The sequence below is a fragment of the Bacillus sp. FSL K6-0138 genome (genome assembly GCF_037982765.1).
In the GTDB taxonomy this organism is placed as follows: domain Bacteria; phylum Bacillota; class Bacilli; order Bacillales; family Bacillaceae; genus Bacillus; species Bacillus glycinifermentans.
In genome coordinates this window covers 2,006,112-2,023,760 of sequence record NZ_CP150286.1, presented here as the reverse complement: position 1 = coordinate 2,023,760, position 17,649 = coordinate 2,006,112, and the positions used below count along the sequence as shown (strand labels likewise).

The 17,649-nt window shown below is 45.2% G+C and carries 23 protein-coding genes and 1 riboswitch; of the genes, 4 read left to right on the top strand and 19 right to left on the bottom strand.

The annotated features are described in order from the left end of the window. Nucleotides 1-10 precede the first annotated feature (10 nt). The 9 genes from MHB78_RS10685 to MHB78_RS10645 form a co-directional block, all read right to left on the bottom strand. Entirely contained in the window at nucleotides 11-1,651 is a 1,641-nt protein-coding gene (locus MHB78_RS10685) for a cytochrome c biogenesis protein ResB (protein WP_046129839.1), read from the bottom strand. Then, nucleotides 1,651-2,187, bottom strand: coding sequence for a thiol-disulfide oxidoreductase ResA (locus MHB78_RS10680; RefSeq protein ID WP_096892169.1), 537 nt, complete (start codon nucleotides 2,185-2,187; stop codon nucleotides 1,651-1,653). The genes MHB78_RS10685 and MHB78_RS10680 overlap by 1 nt, the downstream gene beginning before the upstream one ends. A gap of 85 nt (nucleotides 2,188-2,272) precedes the next feature. Next, entirely contained in the window at nucleotides 2,273-3,007 is a 735-nt protein-coding gene (gene rluB, locus MHB78_RS10675) for a 23S rRNA pseudouridine(2605) synthase RluB (RefSeq protein WP_046129837.1), read from the bottom strand. Nucleotides 3,008-3,169: 162 nt separating this feature from the next. Further along, nucleotides 3,170-3,706, bottom strand: coding sequence for a spore maturation protein (locus tag MHB78_RS10670; RefSeq protein WP_046129836.1), 537 nt, complete (start codon nucleotides 3,704-3,706; stop codon nucleotides 3,170-3,172). 4 nt (nucleotides 3,707-3,710) lie between these two features. Continuing rightward, nucleotides 3,711-4,298, bottom strand: a complete 588-nt coding sequence (locus tag MHB78_RS10665) for a nucleoside recognition domain-containing protein (protein ID WP_046129835.1) — start codon at nucleotides 4,296-4,298, stop codon at nucleotides 3,711-3,713. Next, a complete protein-coding gene (locus MHB78_RS10660; RefSeq protein ID WP_046129834.1) occupies nucleotides 4,286-5,437 on the bottom strand; it encodes a D-alanyl-D-alanine carboxypeptidase family protein in 1,152 nt (383 codons plus the stop codon). Before MHB78_RS10660 ends, MHB78_RS10665 begins: the two co-directional genes overlap by 13 nt. 113 nt (nucleotides 5,438-5,550) lie before the next feature. Next, a complete protein-coding gene (locus MHB78_RS10655; RefSeq protein ID WP_046129833.1) occupies nucleotides 5,551-6,039 on the bottom strand; it encodes a YpuI family protein in 489 nt (162 codons plus the stop codon). A 102-nt stretch (nucleotides 6,040-6,141) separates the two neighbouring features. Next, nucleotides 6,142-6,735, bottom strand: coding sequence for an SMC-Scp complex subunit ScpB (scpB, locus tag MHB78_RS10650; RefSeq protein WP_046129832.1), 594 nt, complete (start codon nucleotides 6,733-6,735; stop codon nucleotides 6,142-6,144). Further along, the gene (locus MHB78_RS10645) at nucleotides 6,725-7,486 is read right to left on the bottom strand and encodes a segregation/condensation protein A (RefSeq protein ID WP_099047110.1); all 762 of its coding nucleotides are present in this window, start codon (nucleotides 7,484-7,486) and stop codon (nucleotides 6,725-6,727) included. Before MHB78_RS10645 ends, scpB begins: the two co-directional genes overlap by 11 nt. Nucleotides 7,487-7,841: 355 nt before the next feature. Here MHB78_RS10645 and MHB78_RS10640 point away from each other — a divergent pair, with 355 nt between their 5' ends. Next, the gene (locus MHB78_RS10640) at nucleotides 7,842-8,366 is read left to right on the top strand and encodes a DUF309 domain-containing protein (RefSeq protein ID WP_046129830.1); all 525 of its coding nucleotides are present in this window, start codon (nucleotides 7,842-7,844) and stop codon (nucleotides 8,364-8,366) included. 14 nt (nucleotides 8,367-8,380) lie between these two features. Here the strand turns inward: MHB78_RS10640 and MHB78_RS10635 are convergent, their stop codons facing one another. From MHB78_RS10635 to MHB78_RS10610, 6 genes are all read right to left on the bottom strand, one after another. Further along, entirely contained in the window at nucleotides 8,381-8,755 is a 375-nt protein-coding gene (locus MHB78_RS10635) for a GNAT family N-acetyltransferase (RefSeq protein ID WP_046129829.1), read from the bottom strand. 102 nt (nucleotides 8,756-8,857) lie between these two features. Then, the gene (ribE, locus tag MHB78_RS10630) at nucleotides 8,858-9,322 is read right to left on the bottom strand and encodes a 6,7-dimethyl-8-ribityllumazine synthase (protein WP_046129828.1); all 465 of its coding nucleotides are present in this window, start codon (nucleotides 9,320-9,322) and stop codon (nucleotides 8,858-8,860) included. 34 nt (nucleotides 9,323-9,356) lie between these two features. Next, entirely contained in the window at nucleotides 9,357-10,553 is a 1,197-nt protein-coding gene (locus tag MHB78_RS10625; protein ID WP_046129827.1) for a bifunctional 3,4-dihydroxy-2-butanone-4-phosphate synthase/GTP cyclohydrolase II, read from the bottom strand. A gap of 19 nt (nucleotides 10,554-10,572) precedes the next feature. Further along, the gene (gene ribE, locus MHB78_RS10620; protein WP_046129826.1) at nucleotides 10,573-11,220 is read right to left on the bottom strand and encodes a riboflavin synthase; all 648 of its coding nucleotides are present in this window, start codon (nucleotides 11,218-11,220) and stop codon (nucleotides 10,573-10,575) included. An 11-nt stretch (nucleotides 11,221-11,231) separates the two neighbouring features. After that, on the bottom strand, nucleotides 11,232-12,320 hold the full coding sequence (gene ribD, locus MHB78_RS10615; RefSeq protein ID WP_046129825.1) for a bifunctional diaminohydroxyphosphoribosylaminopyrimidine deaminase/5-amino-6-(5-phosphoribosylamino)uracil reductase RibD: 1,089 nt from the start codon (nucleotides 12,318-12,320) through the stop codon (nucleotides 11,232-11,234). 117 nt (nucleotides 12,321-12,437) lie between these two features. Next, nucleotides 12,438-12,587, bottom strand: a riboswitch (FMN riboswitch). Nucleotides 12,588-12,688: 101 nt separating this feature from the next. After that, nucleotides 12,689-13,033 (bottom strand): hypothetical protein, encoded by a 345-nt coding sequence (locus tag MHB78_RS10610; protein WP_046129824.1) that lies wholly within the window; start codon nucleotides 13,031-13,033, stop codon nucleotides 12,689-12,691. Nucleotides 13,034-13,629: 596 nt separating this feature from the next. On the opposite strand from MHB78_RS10610, the gene MHB78_RS10605 reads away from it, so the two are divergent. The 3 genes from MHB78_RS10605 to MHB78_RS10595 are packed head-to-tail and all read left to right on the top strand — an operon-like array spanning nucleotide 13,630 to nucleotide 14,815. Further along, a complete protein-coding gene (locus MHB78_RS10605; RefSeq protein ID WP_046129823.1) occupies nucleotides 13,630-13,926 on the top strand; it encodes a transposase in 297 nt (98 codons plus the stop codon). A gap of 8 nt (nucleotides 13,927-13,934) precedes the next feature. Further along, a complete protein-coding gene (locus tag MHB78_RS10600; RefSeq protein ID WP_099047054.1) occupies nucleotides 13,935-14,315 on the top strand; it encodes an IS3 family transposase in 381 nt (126 codons plus the stop codon). After that, nucleotides 14,297-14,815, top strand: coding sequence for an IS3 family transposase (locus tag MHB78_RS10595; RefSeq protein ID WP_099047055.1), 519 nt, complete (start codon nucleotides 14,297-14,299; stop codon nucleotides 14,813-14,815). The genes MHB78_RS10600 and MHB78_RS10595 overlap by 19 nt, the downstream gene beginning before the upstream one ends. A gap of 56 nt (nucleotides 14,816-14,871) precedes the next feature. Here the strand turns inward: MHB78_RS10595 and MHB78_RS10590 are convergent, their stop codons facing one another. From MHB78_RS10590 to MHB78_RS10575, 4 genes are all read right to left on the bottom strand, one after another. Further along, nucleotides 14,872-15,309, bottom strand: coding sequence for an Hsp20/alpha crystallin family protein (locus MHB78_RS10590; RefSeq protein WP_128748174.1), 438 nt, complete (start codon nucleotides 15,307-15,309; stop codon nucleotides 14,872-14,874). Between the two features lie 131 nt (nucleotides 15,310-15,440). After that, nucleotides 15,441-15,689, bottom strand: a complete 249-nt coding sequence (locus MHB78_RS10585; protein ID WP_046129821.1) for a hypothetical protein — start codon at nucleotides 15,687-15,689, stop codon at nucleotides 15,441-15,443. Beyond that, nucleotides 15,679-16,809 (bottom strand): tetratricopeptide repeat protein, encoded by a 1,131-nt coding sequence (locus MHB78_RS10580; RefSeq protein ID WP_046129820.1) that lies wholly within the window; start codon nucleotides 16,807-16,809, stop codon nucleotides 15,679-15,681. The genes MHB78_RS10585 and MHB78_RS10580 overlap by 11 nt, the downstream gene beginning before the upstream one ends. A gap of 236 nt (nucleotides 16,810-17,045) precedes the next feature. Further along, nucleotides 17,046-17,483, bottom strand: a complete 438-nt coding sequence (locus MHB78_RS10575) for a peptidylprolyl isomerase (protein WP_046129819.1) — start codon at nucleotides 17,481-17,483, stop codon at nucleotides 17,046-17,048. Nucleotides 17,484-17,649: the final 166 nt, after the last annotated feature.

The window sequence follows — 17,649 nt, the reverse complement described above, 5'->3', positions numbered from 1 at the left end:
AAACCCCTCCCTATGCTGGCCGTTTATTTTCTTCTTTGAACAGTTCTTTTTGATCAGCCGGTTCGGATATTCCCGTATCGGCCAGTACGGCCTGCAGATCTTTTTTCAGTCCGTACCAGTTTTTGTTCGTGTGGCCGGCGACGAGCACATCCCCGTCTATCGAACGCAGCCAAATCCGCCTGTGGTGCCAGTACATTCCTTGAATGACCCCGATCATAAAGATTGCGCCGCCGACCATCAATACCCACAGCGTCAAATCTTTTCTGACCGTCAGACCCGACAGGTTCTTTGTTTCTACATGGTCAAATTTCATTTTATATTTGTTGTCTTTAGATCCTTCTATCGTCTCCTGAATCGCCACAAAGCTTTTCTCCCCGCCGGGCTTGTCAGGAGCGCTGATCTGGAAAACAAAAGCCGGATTGTTCGGGTTTCTCGTTTTCGTGCTCGGCTCTCCGTCTTTATTGAAATAAAAGTCCGGAAGATAGCTTGCCAGATGCACTTTGTAACCGTTGCCAAGATCATAGTCCTGCTTCGGTTCGAACAGATCGATTGACACCTTCCCGAACGATTTCCCCGTGTCTTTTTCGATCAGCTGAAACACCATTTTGCTAAGCTCGCCTTCTTTGTAGGTGAGCTGATAAAGTGCATAAGAACCGAATTTCAGCGGCTCATTGACTTTGATTTTGCCGTTTTTCACCTTTTTTAACTTTGGCGATTCGCCGGGCAGACTGCTGTCTTTTCTTTCATACAGCTCGACATCGGTTTGATACGATTTGGCGACCATCCCGTCTCCCGCTTTGTTGATAGCCTCTGAAAATACCTTTTTCTCATTTTCGCTGTTGTACATTTCCTTCGTAAACTTGTTGCTTTTCAAATAATACTGCCCGTCTGTTCCAGGGATCGGAGCGGTTTCCCCTTCTCTGATCCAGAGATTTTCGTCAACGTACATGCCCGGAACAAAGCGGAGCATGACGCCGATGAGGAAAATGATCAGCCCGATATGATTGACGTATGGCCCCCATCTCGAAAAGCGGCCTTTTTCGGCAAACAGATTGCCGTTTTCCTCTTTTACCCAGTAGCGCTTTTTTTTCAATTTCTCGATGATGTCCGTTCTGACTTTTTCGGAAAGCTCCGTTTCCGTCCGGCTGAACAGCCTCTGTCTCTCCATAAAGTTCGGGTTTCGGGTGACCCCCTGATTTTTCAGGGCCCTGTATAACGGGACAACCCGGTCAAGGCTGCAGATGACCAATGATACGCCGATTGAGGCGACCAGAATAATAAACCACCAGGAACCGTATAGATTATGAAATCCTAGAGTATAATAGATTTGTCCAATCAGTCCGTATTGTTCCTTATAATATGTATCAGCCTGCGCTCCCGGCGGCAAAAATATCTCCTGCGGAAAAATCGTTCCGAAAGCCGATGCCGTCAAGGTAATGACGATCAGCCAGACGCCTACCTTTACAGACGAAAAGAAGTTCCAGATTTTATCGACGATCGTTTTGTTATACGTTTGTGAGCGTCTCGCGCTCCCGTCATACCGCATGTCCAGCAATTTTGCATCCTGCTTTTGCAGCGGCTTTCCGCACGATTCGCACAAAACGGTCCCAAGCGGATTCACATGCCCGCACTCGCATTTGATTTCTTTCATCATGAAGACCTCTCAGGTTTTATCATATTCATATAATCATGGATCATGCTCTCTGTCATAGTGCCTGTCACAACCTTTAGGATCTTTCCGTCCGGATTGATCAAAAATGTAGTCGGAAGCGGCGTGACATCATAAGCATCCAAAACCTGCCTGTCTTTATCAAGGACGACCGGAAAATTGACCCCGTAATCGTTCATAAAGTTACGGACGGCCAGATTTGATTCCCCGACGTTTACTGCGACGATTTCAACTCCTTGATCTTTGAACTCCTTATATTGGTTCGCCATATATGGAAATTCTTTTTTGCACGGCTCGCACCATGTTCCCCAGAAGTTTAAAAACACCCCTTTGCCTTTGAGATCACTCAGTTTCAGACGGTTGCCGTTAACATCCTCAAGCGAAAAGTTGGGAGCCTTCTCTCCTGCCGCTACGCTCTCTTTATCATCGAATACAGCGCTGTATAGCGTATAGCCAAGCGCAGCCAGCAGCACAAGAAGGATGACTGTCCGAATGTAAAAACGCTTTTTTTTCATAATCCGCCCCCTCATTTAGACACTCAGTACTATTATAGCACCTCTAAACTGACACACATTTTTCCTTTTTTGAAGGTTGTGTGAAAATTTAGAAAGCGTGTTTCCCGTGCTCCGCCATTGCTCTGAGCCGTTTCACTTCATGAGGCGTCAGCTCTCTCTTTTCTCCCGTTTTTAAGCCTTGCAGGTTTAAAAAAGCATATTCTTCCCTTTTCAGCTTCAGCACTTCATGGCCGATCGCATCAAACATCCTGCGGACTTGGCGGTTTCGCCCCTCATGAATCGTGATCTGGACGATGCTTGTCTGTTTTTTCTTGTCGATGGACAGCAGCTTGACCTTTGCAGGAGCGGTTTTGCCTTCTTCAAGCCGGATGCCGCGCTCCAGTTTTTTTAAGTGTTCTTTTGCGGGAATTCCTTTTAGTTTTGCCACATACGTTTTATCGATCTCATATTTCGGATGCATGAGCTTGTTGGCGAATTCGCCGTCATTCGTTAAAAGGAGCAGTCCGCTCGTATCATAATCAAGACGCCCGATCGGATAGATGCGCTGCGGGATCTCTTGAAAAAAGTCGGTTACCACTTTCCGGCCTTTATCATCTTTGACCGCTGAAATCACGCCTCTCGGCTTATAAAAGAGAAAATAAACGGGTTCTTCGCTTTCCAGCTGGATTCCGTTCACTTCAATGCGGTCTGAGCTTGTCACTTTGGTGCCGAGCTCTCTGACCGTTTTGCCATTGACGGTCACTCTTCCTTCTTTTATCAGCTCTTCCGCTTTTCTTCTCGACGCAATTCCGGCGTGAGCGATTACTTTTTGAAGTCGTTCCATATCTTTCACCTCATGTATTATCTTACTTTTTTCCAAACGAACAAACAAGCATGCCTTTTGTGCAGGCAGCATGTCTTAAAAAGCACAGCTTCCGCACTTAAATGTATCCTTTCTTACGCAAAAAGTAAAACGGTTTTAACAAAGAAAAAAAAGCGCCCTTTTTCAGGCGCTTCCAAACAGCAGCGTCACGATGATGATGGATGCGATGATCCCCGCTAAATCGGCAAGCAGTCCCACCTTTAAAGCATCCCCCATTTTTTTGATTCCAACCGCTCCGAAATAGACGGTCAGGACGTACAGGGTCGTATCCGTCGATCCCTGCATCACGGAAGCAAGCCGGCCGATAAAAGAGTCCGGTCCGTGGACAGCGATTAAATCGGTCGTCATGCCAAGAGCGGCCGTCCCCGATATCGGCCGGATTAAAGCAAGCGGCACGACCTCCGTCGGAATTCCGATGGCTGAAAAAACGGGCTTTAAGAGATCCATAAAAAAATCGAGCGCTCCGGAAGCCCGGAAGACCGTGATCGCAACGAGCATTCCGACCAGGTACGGGATGATGGAAAACGCGATTTGGATTCCTTCTTTTCCCCCTTCGACAAAGGCCTCATACGTAGGGACTTTTTTCCACGTGCCATATAAAAGAATCGAGGCGATGATAAACGGAATAAGGGCTAAAGAAAGCCAATTGATGAACTCCAAATGCTCACCCCTTTTTGTTTCTTCGATAATAAAAATACCTGTCGATGATGATGGCGAAGATTCCTGAAATGAGCGTGGCTAAAATCGTCGGACCGACGATATCTGTCGGCGCTTTTGCGTCATACGTCATTCTTACGGCGATCACCGTCGTCGGAATGAGGGTGATGCTTGAAGTATTCACCGCTAAAAACGTAATCATCGAGCGGCTTGCCTCAGACCGGTTTTGATTCAGCGATTTCATCTGTTCCATCGCTTTAATGCCGAGCGGCGTCGCCGCGTTTCCCAACCCGAAAAAATTGGCCATTAAATTCGATAAAATGTACCCCATCGCCGGATGATCCGGGGGAATCTCCGGAAACAGCTTCGAGATGAACGGCCGGCACATGCGGCTGAATTTTTCGAGAAGCCCCGCTTGTTCGGCTATTTTCATCAGCCCCAGCCAAAATACCAAGACGCTCATCAGTCCGATCGCGATCGTGACCGCCTCTTTAGCCCCTTTGAAGACGGCCTCATTGACTTCCTGAACCGTTCCGTTTATAAGCGCGAAAACAAGGCCGATAACGGTTAAGGCTACCCAGATTATATTGACCATGACGGACCGCCTGCGACTTTTTTAAATACGGATTGAAAGGTTTCCATAAACGATTTTTTCGGTTTTTTGTTCCGCTCGTTTTCGTAATAAACCGGCAGTTTTGCGATCGTTTCTCCGCCCAGCTGCACATTCATTTCGCCGACGATGTCCGGAATCGCCCGTTTGTCTTTCCACCACTTCTTTTTCGGCTCAAGAAGCTTTGTCTCGATCTTCACGTCTTCTTTTTCATCATCATTCAACAAATATGTAACATCCCTTTTAATGAATGCTTTCGTTCCGTAAAACGTATCCTTCAGTTCGGGGATGTCGCCTTTTTTGGCGAGTACATAGGTTTTATAATGATCGTGCACATAGTTGAACATCGCGATGTGATCGTTCCAATCGTCCGGTGCGTTTATCGTGACGGCGATCAGATCTGTTCCGTCTTTGGATGAGGTTGATACGAGCGTCCGTTTCGCAAGCTTTGTATAGCCCGTCTTGCCTCCGGTGCTGTACCGGTAAAGACCGGTCAGGAGCTTATTTTTGTTTTTCCAGATGCCTTGCATCGTTTCCGCTTTATACCGTTTCGTGCCTGCGATCTTCCGATACGTCTTATTCGTCATCGCGTATTTCGTTAAAAGCGCCATATCGTAAGCGGTTGAATAATGATCTTTATGGTCATCAAGTCCGTGCGGGTTATGAAAAACGGTGTTTTCCATGCCGAGGTCTGCCGCTTTTTGATTCATCATATAGACGAAACCTTCCAGGCTTCCGCCGACATGCTCGGCGATCGCAACGGCCGCATCGTTTCCGGACCTCAGCATCAAACCGTATACGAGGTCTTTGAGCTTTACCTTTTGCCCGCTTGTTAAATAGATGGAAGACCCTTCAGTCCGGACCGCTCTGTCACTGACCGTTACCGTCTCCTCCATTTTTCCCGACTCTATCGCTAAAATGGCTGTCATGATTTTCGTGATGCTGGCAATGCGCCGTTTTGTATGCTCATCCTTTGCAAATAGCACCCTTCCGGAGTTCCCGTCGATGATAATCGCGCTTTTTGCGCTGACATCGATGAAGGGCTCTGCTTTACTGTTTTGATGCGAAGAGAAAAAAAGAGAAAACGTGATGAACACTGCTGCAGCTCGTTTTAGAAAGCGCATTTTCTCACGTCCTTGCCTGTGGTTTGTACAAGTTTATGCGCTTGTCTTACAGTTATGAACATCAATTGTCCGATTTCCGCAAAAAAACTCCCCCGCAAAGGGAGAGTTTCTTTTTATCTGGATTGAACCATTTTCATCCGATAGTCCGTCCCGTAGTATTCCAATTCTTCTCTCATCGATTGATATCCGGTTTCAAGAGAAGCCATCAAATTCTTTAATGAGGCTGGTGCCGGTTCGCGAAAGCGAATGGCGTTTTTCCCCGTATACGCTGCTCTAGAGTCTTCGTACCACGTATCTTTTTTCGGCGTAAAAAATTCTTCTATGCATCGATGATAAATCTGATAGAGCATCCTTTCGGCAGCAGCATCCTGAAAAGGCTCCTGCTGCAGCCTGATGCGGCAGGCCTCAAGCCCTTCTTCACAGTAAACCGAAAGCCTCCTTAAATTGCTGAGGATCTCGCGGTAATAATCACCTCGCCCCGGCTCTTCCTTTTCCAATGATGCGAGCGTTGTATCATTTAAAAATGCGCTCAACGCCTGAACGGCCTGTGATAAAAATTTTTGCGCCTGTTCGGTTTGGGCTCTTGCCATTGAATGTTCCATTGTTGTCGGCAACCTTCCCCTCATTGCTTTGTTACAATCGTATTCAAATAAACATAAAAAATACGATAATATATATTATCATACTTCGGACATAACGTGAATCTATTTTATATCTTCAAACGTTTGATTGAAATTCTCAAAAAACAAATCGGCTTCCTCCTGAACCCCGTCTTCTTCGACGTTTTCAGGCAGAGGCGGAAGCTCCTCGATCGCTTTTAAGCCAAACTGCTCAAGAAACGTCTCGGTCGTTCCGTATAAAATCGCCCGGCCGGGACCATCCGCACGTCCGACTTCGCACAAAAGCGCTTTTGCGACAAGACTTTGGAGAATCCGTTCTGATTTGACTCCTCTGATGTCTTCTATTTCGGCTCGTGTAATCGGCTGTTTGTAGGAAACGATCGCCAGCACCTCGAGGGCTGCCTGGGAAAGTCCTTTTGACGGAGCTTCGATCAATTTTTTTAAATAGACGGCAAAGTCTTTTTTTGTCGAAAGCATGTACGTATCTGCGTATTCGACAAGCTCTATGCCTCTGTCTTCTTTTTCGTAGCTTTCTTTGACGTCCAGCATGATATCCCGAAGTTCGGTTTCATCAACCTCCAACACGGACAGCAGCTGTTTTTTGGTGAGGCCCTCGTCTCCCGCCGCATACAGCAAAGCCTCGACGATAGCCTTCCAATTCACGATATCAAGCGTCATGAATCGCTTCACTCCCTGTTATGTAAATATCGGAAAAATTGCGTTCCTGTTCAATAATGATCAGCTGATTTTTCATCAGCTCCAAAATCGCTAAAAATGTCACCACCAAATGCTGTTTTTGTTCGTAAGGGAACAATTCCATAAAGTGCATTCTTTTCCCCGACGATTTCAAGCATTCGACAATCTGGGTCATCCGTTCTTCGATCGGAATCTCCTGCCTGGAAATTCTCGTTTCCGAAGGACGGCTGATTTTTTTTCGGTTCAGCACCTTTTGAAACGCGCCGAGCATGTCGTATACCGTAACAGAGAGCTTCTGTTCGCTTAATTTAACTTCCTTGGCGTATTCGCTTAAATCGCTCGGCGGTTTGGCAAACGATTTTTGCCTCTCCTCTTCGCGCTCTTTTAAAGTCTGTGCAGCGCTTTTATATTTTCTATACTCTATCAATTTTTCGATTAATTCGTCTCTCGGATCCTCTTCTTCTTCCAGCATCATCTCTTCATCAAACAGTTCCTCCTCCTGTTTCGGGAGAAGCATCCGGCTTTTAATGCTGAGAAGAGTGGCGGCCATCACCAAATACTCGCTTGCCACGTCAAGCTCAAGCTCGCGCATCGTGTGCACATATAATAAATATTGCTCGGTTATCTTCGCAACAGGTATGTCATATATGTCGATTTCGAGCCGGTTGATTAAGTGCAAAAGCAAATCTAAAGGTCCTTCAAACGCCTCGATCTTCACCTGATATTCCATGATCATTTCTCACCATTTTCAAATCGCTTCTAAGCCGGCTTCAAACTGGCTACCCTTAAGTATAAATTACGCGTCTGCATGAAGTCCAATATAATTTAAGAAACGACGGCTTTTGTCTATACAGATTGAGATAAACACACATAGAATAACCGTGTAAAATCGTTGATGGAATAGAAGAAAACAGCATGGGAGCCAACGCCTGCGGCGGAAGATTCGCTTTGATTGTCATTCTGTTGGAGCGCCTGGATCTGTTAATTCCATTCGCTCATGCTTTTCATCTGCCGGGGTGCAGGCGTGATTTTTCCTCCGTCTCTTCTCTGTGATACACTTGAATGGAAGGGTAAAAGGAGGATGTCAGATGTATCCTGAAAGCTATATCGATTACTTAACCGAGTTTCATGGCGCGAGGGATTATTTTGAGTGCCATGAAATTTTGGAGGAGCATTGGAAAAAGGATCCTCCGGGAAAACGGAAAATATATTGGGTCGGCTTGATTCAGCTTGCCGTCGCCCTCTATCATCAGCGGAGAAACAATTTCACAGGAGCGGAGAGGCTGATGGCAAACAGCCTCCGTATTCTTGAAGCCGAAAAAGCTGCAGTCGAGTCTCTCGGCTTAGATCATGAGCGCTTGGTCAGCCTTCTGCGGGAGACTCTTCAGCATATAGAAGCACATTCGCCTTACGAAAGCATCATGCTCCCCATCACAGATGAAGCGCTGATCGAAGCCTGCCTGAGAGAGTGCGAGCGGAAATCCTATCATTGGGGGCAAAACAGCCGAATGACGGATGATTTCCTAATTCATAAACACAGGCTGAGAGACCGGACAGAAGTGTTTGCTGAAAGGGAGAAGGAAATCGCACGGCGAAAAAAGAGCAGAGGCTAATGAATCGCCTCTGCTCATTTGTTATATGTGATGTCTTCATTTTCGTGATCCTGACAGCGTTTAAAGAATCCTTTTGTTAATTCATTCGGAACCAGCGGTTTAGGTTCAAACATTTGTGAAAGGGCGGAAACCATCTTTTTGCCGATTCCTTGGTGACGGTGAGACGGATTGACACTGATATGCTTGATTTCAACTTCTTCATCTTTTTTTTCAACCCCTACACAGCCGACAATGTCCTCGTCTTCCTTCCAGAGGAACAGCTGTCTGTCAGTGTCCGTTTCATAGTCTTTCATTGTCTGCTGAAGCTGCTTGACGTCCTTCTCATTCGGCATGAACGAAAGGAGACCCATCGCAATCTTTTCGAATGACTTTTTATAACGAATTAACATAAATACCCCTCAATATATCAAAATGTGGATCTTAACGAAGGCTGGTCGCTTCACATCACATTATAAACATTTTTATAACCTTTTTAAACTCTTTTTCGGGAATTAATGAAGCGACCGGGTCAGGTTCGCCATCTCAATCGCCGCTGCGGCGGCTTCGGCACCCTTGTTTCCGGCTTTTGTTCCAGCCCGTTCAACAGCCTGTTCGATCGTATCTGTCGTCAGCACGCCGAAGATCACCGGAACGCCCGTTGACATGCTGCTCTGCGCAATTCCCTTTGCCGCTTCGTTGCACACATAATCATAATGACTTGTCGCACCTCTGATCACCGTTCCAAGCGTGATCACGGCGTCGTACTTTTTCGTTTCAGCCATTTTTTTTGCGATCAATGGAATCTCAAATGCGCCGGGAACCCAAGCAACATCAATGTCCTCTGATTTAACCCCGTGTCTTATCAGCGTATCTTCCGCCCCGCTTAACAGTTTGCTCGTAATAAAATCATTGAATCTTGAAACAACGATACCGATTTTCAAATCTGTTCCAATTACATGGCCTTCAATTTTATTCATATGAATCCCGTCCTTTTTTGTGAATGTTTTTATATTAAAAATGAAGCAAATGCCCTAATTTTGTTTTTTTCGTTTTCAAATAGTTTTCGTTATCTTTCTTCATTTCCATCTGCAACGGTATTCTGTCAGCAATCGTCAAGCCGTATCCTTCAAGCCCTGCGATTTTTCTCGGGTTGTTCGTCAAAAGCTTCATGTTTTTCACGCCGAGATCCCTCAGAATTTGGGCGCCGATTCCGTAATTTCTTAAATCGGGCAGAAAACCGAGCTGTTCGTTCGCCTGGACCGTGTCGTATCCTTCTTCCTGAAGCTTGTACGCCTTCAGCTTATTGATCAGGCCGATGCCTCGCCCTTCCTGTCTTAAGTAAACGAGCACGCCGCGCCCTTCCTTTTCAATTTGCGAAAGCGCTGCGGCAAGCTGCGGACCGCAGTCACAGCGGTGCGAACCGAACACATCGCCTGTCAGGCACTCTGAATGAACGCGGACTGTCACCGGCTCATCGTCAAACGGGACATCGCCTTTTACAAGGGCGATATGCTCTTTTTGATCGATGTCGTTCGTGTAGCCGAACACCTTGAACGTCCCGAAATCGGACGGAAGCGTAATGCTTACTTCGCGGTTGATCAGCGTTCCCCTGCTATAGCGGTACTTGATTAAATCTTTAATCGTAATCATTTTCAAGCCGTGCTGATCGGCGATTTTTTTCAATTCGGGAACCCTTGCCATCGTCCCGTCTTCATTCATGATTTCACAAATGACGCCTGCCGGTACGGAACCGCATGCCTCGGCAAGGTCGACCGCTGCTTCCGTGTGCCCCGCTCTTTTTAATACCCCGCCTTTTTTCGCAATCAGCGGGAAGATATGGCCGGGTCTTTTAAAATCTTCGGGACGCCCGTGTCTGTCGATAAGGGCTTTTACGGTCAATGACCGTTCCTGGGCGCTGATTCCCGTCTTTGTATCGCGGTGATCGACGCTGACCGTAAAAGCGGTGTGGTGGGAGTCGGTATTCTCGTCCACCATCGGATGCAGATCGAGCCTTGAAGCGATCTCTTCATTGAGCGGCGCACAGATCAACCCTCTGCCGCAAGTCGCCATAAAGTTGATTACCTCCGGTGTCGCGTATTCAGCCAGCGCGACGAAATCGCCTTCATTCTCTCTGTCTTCATCATCGACGACGATGATGACTTTACCCTGTTTCAGATCGTGTATGGCCTCATCAATTGTATGAAACATAAGCCGCTCCTCCTTTCGTTTAAAACCCGTTTTCCTTTAAAAACGTTTCGGTGATTATTTTCGTCTGTTTTTCTTCATTTGTCCGATGGAGAAACCGGTAGATGTATTTGCCGATCATGTCGCACTCAACATTGACGATGCTCCCGACCTTTTTTTCGGAAAAAATCGTTTCGTCGAGCGTATGCGGAATGAGCGAAACCGTAACCTCATCGTCCGTTAATCCGAATATCGTCAAACTTACGCCGTCAACTGCGATTGAGCCTTTCAAAACGAGCATTTTGGCAAGCGCGGGGTCCAGTTTTAAATCATAGTATATGGAGTTTTCCGCTTTTTCTATCCTTACGATGGAAGCTGTGCCGTCAACATGCCCAGACACCATATGCCCGCCGAAGCGGCCGTTTGCCGCCATGGCTCTTTCAAGATTGACGGAGCTTCCGATTTTTAAAGCGCCGAGCGATGTTGCTTTCAGCGTTTCAAGCATGACATCTGCTGTGAACTGATCTTTTTTGTAGCCGGTGACGGTCAGGCAGACTCCGTTGACCGCAATGCTGTCACCAAGCTTGACATCCTCGGTCACCTTCCTCGATGCAATGACTAAAGACATGGCGTTTCCGGTCTTTCTCATGTCTTTGATGGTTCCGATTTCTTCAATGATGCCTGTAAACATGGGTCACCACCCTATTCTGTTAAAGGTTTTGCCGAAAGTTTCAAATCCCGGCCGATTTTGGTTATGGATGTGAATCGTAATAAGGGGACATCTTTCATCGATTGAAAGCCTTCACCGGAGATGGCGCTGGGAGAAGAGAGCCCTCCGATTAATTTCGGGGCAAGATAGAAGATGATTTCTTGATAAAGCCTTTCTTTGACAAAGCTTGCGTGAACGGTTGATCCTCCTTCGACATACACCGACGTGATGCCGTTTTCCGCCAGGTGCAAAAGCACATCACGCACGGAAATCGTCTCCGTGTCCAGCACAGTGACCCGAACGCCTTTGTCTTCCAGAGACCGGACGGTTTCGGGATCGGCATTGGCGCCTGCATAAATCCAAGTAGGCGCTGCTTTGTCATGAATGACTTTCGCTGCAGGCGGGATCGTCAAATTCGTGTCAAGGATTACACGGACCGGCTGATGTGCCGTACCGGGCAGGCGGCATGTCAGACTCGGGTCATCCGCTTTGATGGTGCCTACGCCGACTAAAATGCTTTGATGATTTTTCCGGTACGCGTGTGCATCCAGCCTGGCTTCTTCTGAGGTGATCCATTTGCTGTCACCGGTGGCCGTGGCTGTTTTGCCGTCGAGGCTAACCGCGGCTTTCAGGGTGACATACGGCATTCCCGTCCGCATAAAATGCATGAATTTTTCATTCAACTCTTCCGCCTGTTCTTTGAGAACGCCTGTTGTGACTTCGATCCCCGCTTCTTTAAGCATGCTGATTCCCCTTCCCGATACAAGGGGATTCGGGTCTTCGGCTGCAACAACTGCTCTCTTCAAACCTGAGCGAATAATCAGCTCAGCACAAGGCGGCGTTTTCCCGTAATGGCTGCACGGTTCAAGCGTGACGTATATCACCGCTCCCTCGGCATGCCGGCCCGCCATTTGAATGGCATGCACCTCGGCATGCGCTTCACCGTATTTTAAATGGGCGCCCATTCCGACGATCTGTCCGTCTTTGACGACGACCGCTCCTACCAGCGGATTTGCGCGCGTCTGGCCCTCGCCCTGCTTTGCAAGCTCTAATGCGAGATTCATATAGTGCTCATCCGTCATCGTATTCCCTCCCTTCTTTTTAGCTTCACACAAAAAACCCCGGAATATTCGTTCCGGGGTCTGATTTTCATGCATGAGAAATAAAACTATGCGGTACAGTTTTTTTACATAGTTTTCTTCATCCTTCTCCCATCCAGACTTTCACTGTCGGCTTCAGCTTTTCACTGAATCCACCGCCTGCATGTAAGCAAAAGCGGGTCACGGGCTCTAAAGCGTCATCGCTTTACTACCGCCGGTCGGGATTTCCACCCAGCCCCGAAGGATACAATCGATATTTTCTTGTCCTTATGCGTATTATAGCCACAGAAAATTCAAATTGCAATGAAAACAGCTCTGCAAAATAAAAACTCCCCTTGCGGCAAGGGGAGTTAATTTGTGACTTTGACGACTCTGATCAACCCGTCGATTCTGTTGGCATTGCTGAAGTAAGCCTTTACTTTGTCTCCTTCTTTAATGTCGGACAGATTTTGATCAAGATTTTTCGAATTGAAGATAATTTTTGTGCCGTTATCCGAAATTCCTTGATACTCCGTTCCATCGATCTTAGTGATTTTATATTCGTAAACGGTATAGTTTTTTTCTTCAGACGAAACCGTTTGGCTGAGCGCCGTCGAAACATCTTTCATGCTTCCGTTTTTTAAATAATAAAAGCCTCCTGCCAGGACAGCCGCCAAAATAAGCAGGATTGTAAGCTTGACTCTTATTTTCCCCATGGTCAAAACCTCCAGAACACGTTCTGAACTATCTATATGTTTTTCCCCTTCAATTGATGAAATCAAAACATATTCGTTTCAGACGGAAAAATACGTAGTTTTTAAGTATAACGCAAAATGAAGCCGAATCGTTTCATTTTCCCTCGAAATACTCCTAATAACCTACGAATATACATTCTGTTTTCAGGGGCGCATGGTGAAACAAGATGAAAATCACGACAAAAAGACGATATAATTTCCAATCAAATAACGAAAATAAACGGCTTAATTCCCGCTGTGTATAGAACAGTTCCTTTTTTGAAGACTGCCGGCAATCTTTTCAAGATCTTTTCTTATTCATCAGAAACGGCCTCCTTTTCCCGGCATCCAAACATGTCAAAAGACCTAGTGATTTAATCGAAACCAAAAACCTGTATCGTTTCTCACTTTTCGTTTTGATCTATACATACACATCATACGGTTTCTTCTAACAATATACGAGTGTTTCGGTTATTTGTTTCAAAAAATAAAAAAGATCCCTGACTTTGATATGATCCCCTCATAGTAGACAGAAAAAAGAAAGGATATTAATCTGTCTACTATGGAGGGGATTTTTTATGGGAGAAATCATGAAAACATACGATGTGACTTTCAAGAAAAAAGCAGTCGATTTACACATGAAAGATGGGATGGGTTTCAAGACGGTTGCTAAAGAATTAGGAATATCTAAATCAATGGTAGCTCGTTGGGTGAAGTATTATGAGGCCGAGGGAATGAAGGGATTGGAAGAAAAACGAGGAAAAGCAACAGGATCTGGCAAGGGCAGACCAAAAAAACGACTTGAAGATCCTGAATCTAAAATCAAACGCCTTGAAGCAGAGGTGGAAATGCTAAAAAAGCTCTTAAAGATGTAAAAGGGGGAATGGATGAGGTACCAACACGCAAGAAGTTTGAAGTTATCAAAGAAATGTCTGCGGGGAATAGTTCTATTCAATTATTATGTCAGATAGCTGGAGTATCTAAAAGTGGTTATTACAAGTGGCTAAAAAGACAAAAAACGCCTTCTGAAAAGCAGTTAAAGGACGAGAGTATGAAAAAAAGAATCATGGAGTGTCATAAAAAACATAGGGGGATTTACGGATACCGGAGAGTACAGATATGGTTGAAAAAAACATATGGATTACATATTAACCACAAACGTATTCAACGCCTTATGAATAAATTGGGGATCCGGCAGTCATCCGAAAGAAGAAACCATATTACGGAAAGAAGGAAGCATATGTCATGTCAGACAACCATCTGAACAGAGATTTTACGGCTTCCGCGCCTAATCAAAAATGGGTAACGGATATTACCTATTTAATGTTTAACGGTCAAAAACTGTATTTGTCCGCCATTAAAGACTTGTACAATAATGAAATTGTTGCTTACCAAGTCAGTCGAAGGAATGATTTGAAGCTTGTGGTAGACACCCTTAAGAAGGCAAAGAAAAAACGGAATGTAAAGGGAGTTCTCCTGCATAGCGATCAGGGGTTCCAATATACATCCCGCTTATATAACAACCTAATTAAAAAATATCAGATGAAAGCCAGTATGTCCAGAAAAGGTAACTGCTGGGACAATGCATGTATGGAAAATTTCTTTAGCCACTTTAAAACGGAATGCATTTACTTATATTCGTTCAAAACAGCTGAAGCAGTTAAGGACGCTGTATGTAAATACATTCGTTTCTACAACCATCAACGGTTCCAAAAGAAATTAAACAACCTGAGCCCCTATCAATACAGGACTCAGGCTGCCTAGTACCTTTTTAAAAGCTGTCTACTTGACAGGGGTCACTCCACTTGAGGGACCTCATCTTAATGAAATTCGACATCTATTCTTTTTTTCTGCTCCTTCATGTCTTTCGGCATTCGTACTTCCAGCACCCCGTTTTTATAGGACGCTTTGATTCCTTCAGTCGAAACCGGCCCCGGAAGTGTGACCGACCTGTGAAAACGTCCGACAAACCGTTCTTTCCTGTGGATGTTTTCCTCTTTTACTTCGTTTGATCTGTTTACTGAGCCGCTGATATGCAGCATATTGTTTTCGACATCAATATGAACATCTTCCTTGCTTTCGAGTCCGGGAATGTCGCAGGAAGCTACGATTTCACTTTCGGTTTCGTGCACGTCTACCCGAATTTCTCCAAAGCCGTGTTCCCCTCCGAAAGTCGCCGGAAAATCCGCAAAAACCCGATCAAATTCCCTTCTGACGCTATTCAAATGTTTAAATGGATCATAAGGTACTAATGGCATTTTCTTTCCTCCTTGATCTTATAGTAACTTTATGATGTTCTCATTCTTCATATATTATTCATGTCATAACTGAAAGCAAAAAAGCAGTGCTCCGCCTGCGAAGCACTGCCGTTTTTTCCTCTCAAATGCCTTTATGTCACATTTCTTTCTGCGGTATGAATCGGTGCAGATGGTTTTGATGTTACGTTTCTTTCCGCTGTTTGAACCGGGGCGGATGGTTTCGATGTTACGTTTCTTTCTGCGATTTGAACCGGGGATGTATTAGATGTCACATTTCTTTCTGCCGTGCTCACATCTTCTGTCTTTGCCGGTAGCGCAAGACTTGTTAAAGACAATCCAATGACTGAAGCAGCGGCGGTTAACAACAGCTTAGACTTCATACGACCAGTCCCCTTTTTTGATTTGTTTGCGGGCGTTGAATACGATTTGATAGAAATAAACCGAATCGCTCAAGAGCCCAATTTCATTATAGTATTCAGCCGCTTCTAAAGCCAGGTCTTCTATGTCCGGATACATTTTTCTTGACTCTAGCAGCTGAAAAGTCTCCGATAGTGAATCCATGCCGTCTTCATTTATATATAAAGCTTGTAAGAAATGATATTTTGATATATATATCGCATCATTTGATTGTTGAGCGATTTTAAAGCCTTCGTTAAAAATATCATGAGCCTGTTCGTTTTGCTTTAGCTTAAAATACGCAAGGGCAAGACTGAAACATGCTTTTGTGAGAGTATCAGAAGTCTCTTCCTTATAAATCACAACAGCCTTGTGAAAGTATTCAGCTGCTTGATCTGCTTTCCCCATCTTGTAATAGCAATTCCCCAAATTGTAAAAGGTATGTCCTTCTAAAATCCGCTGGCTTTCTTCCCGGACAAGCTTCAGGGCATTTTCAAGATGCGGCAATGCTTTTTCGCTCGACTCCAAATCGTCGTAGTTCCCGGCAATCACAAATTCACACTGAATTCTCCGCACCTTGTAAGTCTCATGCGCCTGATACGTTTCAATGGCCTGGAGCGCATAGTTCATTGACACATGGCTTTGCTTCATATGATAAAAGATTTCAGCCATTTTAAAATGAAATTCCGCTCTCTCGATTTCGTCTTCCACATGACGGAGCTTCTTTTCTGCACGCCTGTAAAAAGAGATCGCTTTAATATAGTCATGGTTATTATATTCGTACATCCCTCTGAAAAAGTTAAAATAATATTCAAGCAAGCCAGTCAGCTTGCCTTGTTTATCTTCGATATCTTTTAATATTTCAGAAAAATCAGGCGGAACTTTTTCTTCTTCCAGAGGTCTAATATAGTCAAGCATGATTCTATGTCTGAATTCCATTAAGGCGTAATACAATAATAAATCCTGATCTTCTTCCATACGGAATATGTCGCGCTCAATTTCTGCCTTGAGCATTTCCGCGTCCGTTACATTGAATTTGCGTATCGCATTATACCAATCATTGATTTTAACCCCTACTGACGCCGATGGAATTTTTACAGCCAATCCTTCCGCCCCTTTCCTTTAGCAAGTTGACGTTCTTTATGCAGCGCATCGATGAATATATTTTACATAAAGGGACATTTTTTTACAATTGTTTTTTTGATAAGAATTGTTTTTATTTGCGTGGCTGATCAAAATCGATTCGGAGAGGGTGGCAGCCTAATTTGTCAAAGCAACTTGAGAATCCGCCGTTCATCAGCAAAAAAAAACAGCCCGCAACCTGCGGACTGTTTCTTACCTTATGCATCAAATACTTCGACTTTTTCCATTCCTTGCCCCTGCTCCATTGAAGTGACCGCTTCAAAGCCGGAGGTGACTTTTCCGAAAACGGTGTGAACGCCGTTTAAGTGAGGCTGCGGTTCGTGCACGATAAAGAATTGGCTGCCGCCCGTATCTTTTCCGGCATGTGCCATAGAGAGAGAACCGGCTTCGTGTTTATGGGGATTCCCTTCTGTTTCGCATTTGATCGTATAGCCCGGTCCGCCTGTTCCGTTACCGTACGGGCAGCCGCCTTGGCTGACGAAGCCCGGGATGACCCGGTGGAATTTCAGGCCGTCATAGAAGCCCTCGTTCGCAAGTTTTTCAAAGTTGGCGACAGTGCCTGGCGCTGCCTCCGGATATAATTCAAACTCGATTTTTTTGCCGTTTGTTAATTGTATGTATCCTTTTTTAGCCATCATGATTCTCTCCTTTCGTTTTCACAAGGCTCATTATAGCATAGAAGGGAATCACTGAGCCAACTTCAAAAGGAACATAAAGTGCTTATATGATTTTGCGAGCAAAACCAGGACTCTCAATCTATTAAAAAGGCAAATTTTAATTGAAACCTCCCGCTCTTTTCAT

Bases quoted from the DNA above. Each gene is read 5' to 3' on its own strand.
- MHB78_RS10585 (WP_046129821.1), bottom strand. From the start codon at position 15,689: ATGAAGTCTAAGCTGTTGTTAACCGCCGCTGCTTCAGTCATTGGATTG.
- MHB78_RS10655 (WP_046129833.1), bottom strand. From the start codon at position 6,039: ATGGAACATTCAATGGCAAGAGCCCAAACCGAACAGGCGCAAAAATTT.
- MHB78_RS10625 (WP_046129827.1), bottom strand. From the start codon at position 10,553: ATGTTTCATACAATTGATGAGGCCATACACGATCTGAAACAGGGTAAA.
- MHB78_RS10685 (WP_046129839.1), bottom strand. From the start codon at position 1,651: ATGAAAGAAATCAAATGCGAGTGCGGGCATGTGAATCCGCTTGGGACC.
- ribD (WP_046129825.1), bottom strand. From the start codon at position 12,320: ATGACGGATGAGCACTATATGAATCTCGCATTAGAGCTTGCAAAGCAG.
- MHB78_RS10600 (WP_099047054.1), top strand. From the start codon at position 13,935: ATGGATGAGGTACCAACACGCAAGAAGTTTGAAGTTATCAAAGAAATG.
- MHB78_RS10575 (WP_046129819.1), bottom strand. From the start codon at position 17,483: ATGGCTAAAAAAGGATACATACAATTAACAAACGGCAAAAAAATCGAG.
- rluB (WP_046129837.1), bottom strand. From the start codon at position 3,007: ATGGAACGACTTCAAAAAGTAATCGCTCACGCCGGAATTGCGTCGAGA.
- MHB78_RS10660 (WP_046129834.1), bottom strand. From the start codon at position 5,437: ATGCGCTTTCTAAAACGAGCTGCAGCAGTGTTCATCACGTTTTCTCTT.
- ribE (WP_046129826.1), bottom strand. From the start codon at position 11,220: ATGTTTACAGGCATCATTGAAGAAATCGGAACCATCAAAGACATGAGA.
- MHB78_RS10665 (WP_046129835.1), bottom strand. From the start codon at position 4,298: ATGGTCAATATAATCTGGGTAGCCTTAACCGTTATCGGCCTTGTTTTC.
- MHB78_RS10640 (WP_046129830.1), top strand. From the start codon at position 7,842: ATGTATCCTGAAAGCTATATCGATTACTTAACCGAGTTTCATGGCGCG.
- ribE (WP_046129828.1), bottom strand. From the start codon at position 9,322: ATGAATAAAATTGAAGGCCATGTAATTGGAACAGATTTGAAAATCGGT.
- MHB78_RS10595 (WP_099047055.1), top strand. From the start codon at position 14,297: ATGTCAGACAACCATCTGAACAGAGATTTTACGGCTTCCGCGCCTAAT.
- MHB78_RS10635 (WP_046129829.1), bottom strand. From the start codon at position 8,755: ATGTTAATTCGTTATAAAAAGTCATTCGAAAAGATTGCGATGGGTCTC.
- MHB78_RS10605 (WP_046129823.1), top strand. From the start codon at position 13,630: ATGGGAGAAATCATGAAAACATACGATGTGACTTTCAAGAAAAAAGCA.
- scpB (WP_046129832.1), bottom strand. From the start codon at position 6,735: ATGACGCTTGATATCGTGAATTGGAAGGCTATCGTCGAGGCTTTGCTG.
- MHB78_RS10590 (WP_128748174.1), bottom strand. From the start codon at position 15,309: ATGCCATTAGTACCTTATGATCCATTTAAACATTTGAATAGCGTCAGA.
- MHB78_RS10610 (WP_046129824.1), bottom strand. From the start codon at position 13,033: ATGGGGAAAATAAGAGTCAAGCTTACAATCCTGCTTATTTTGGCGGCT.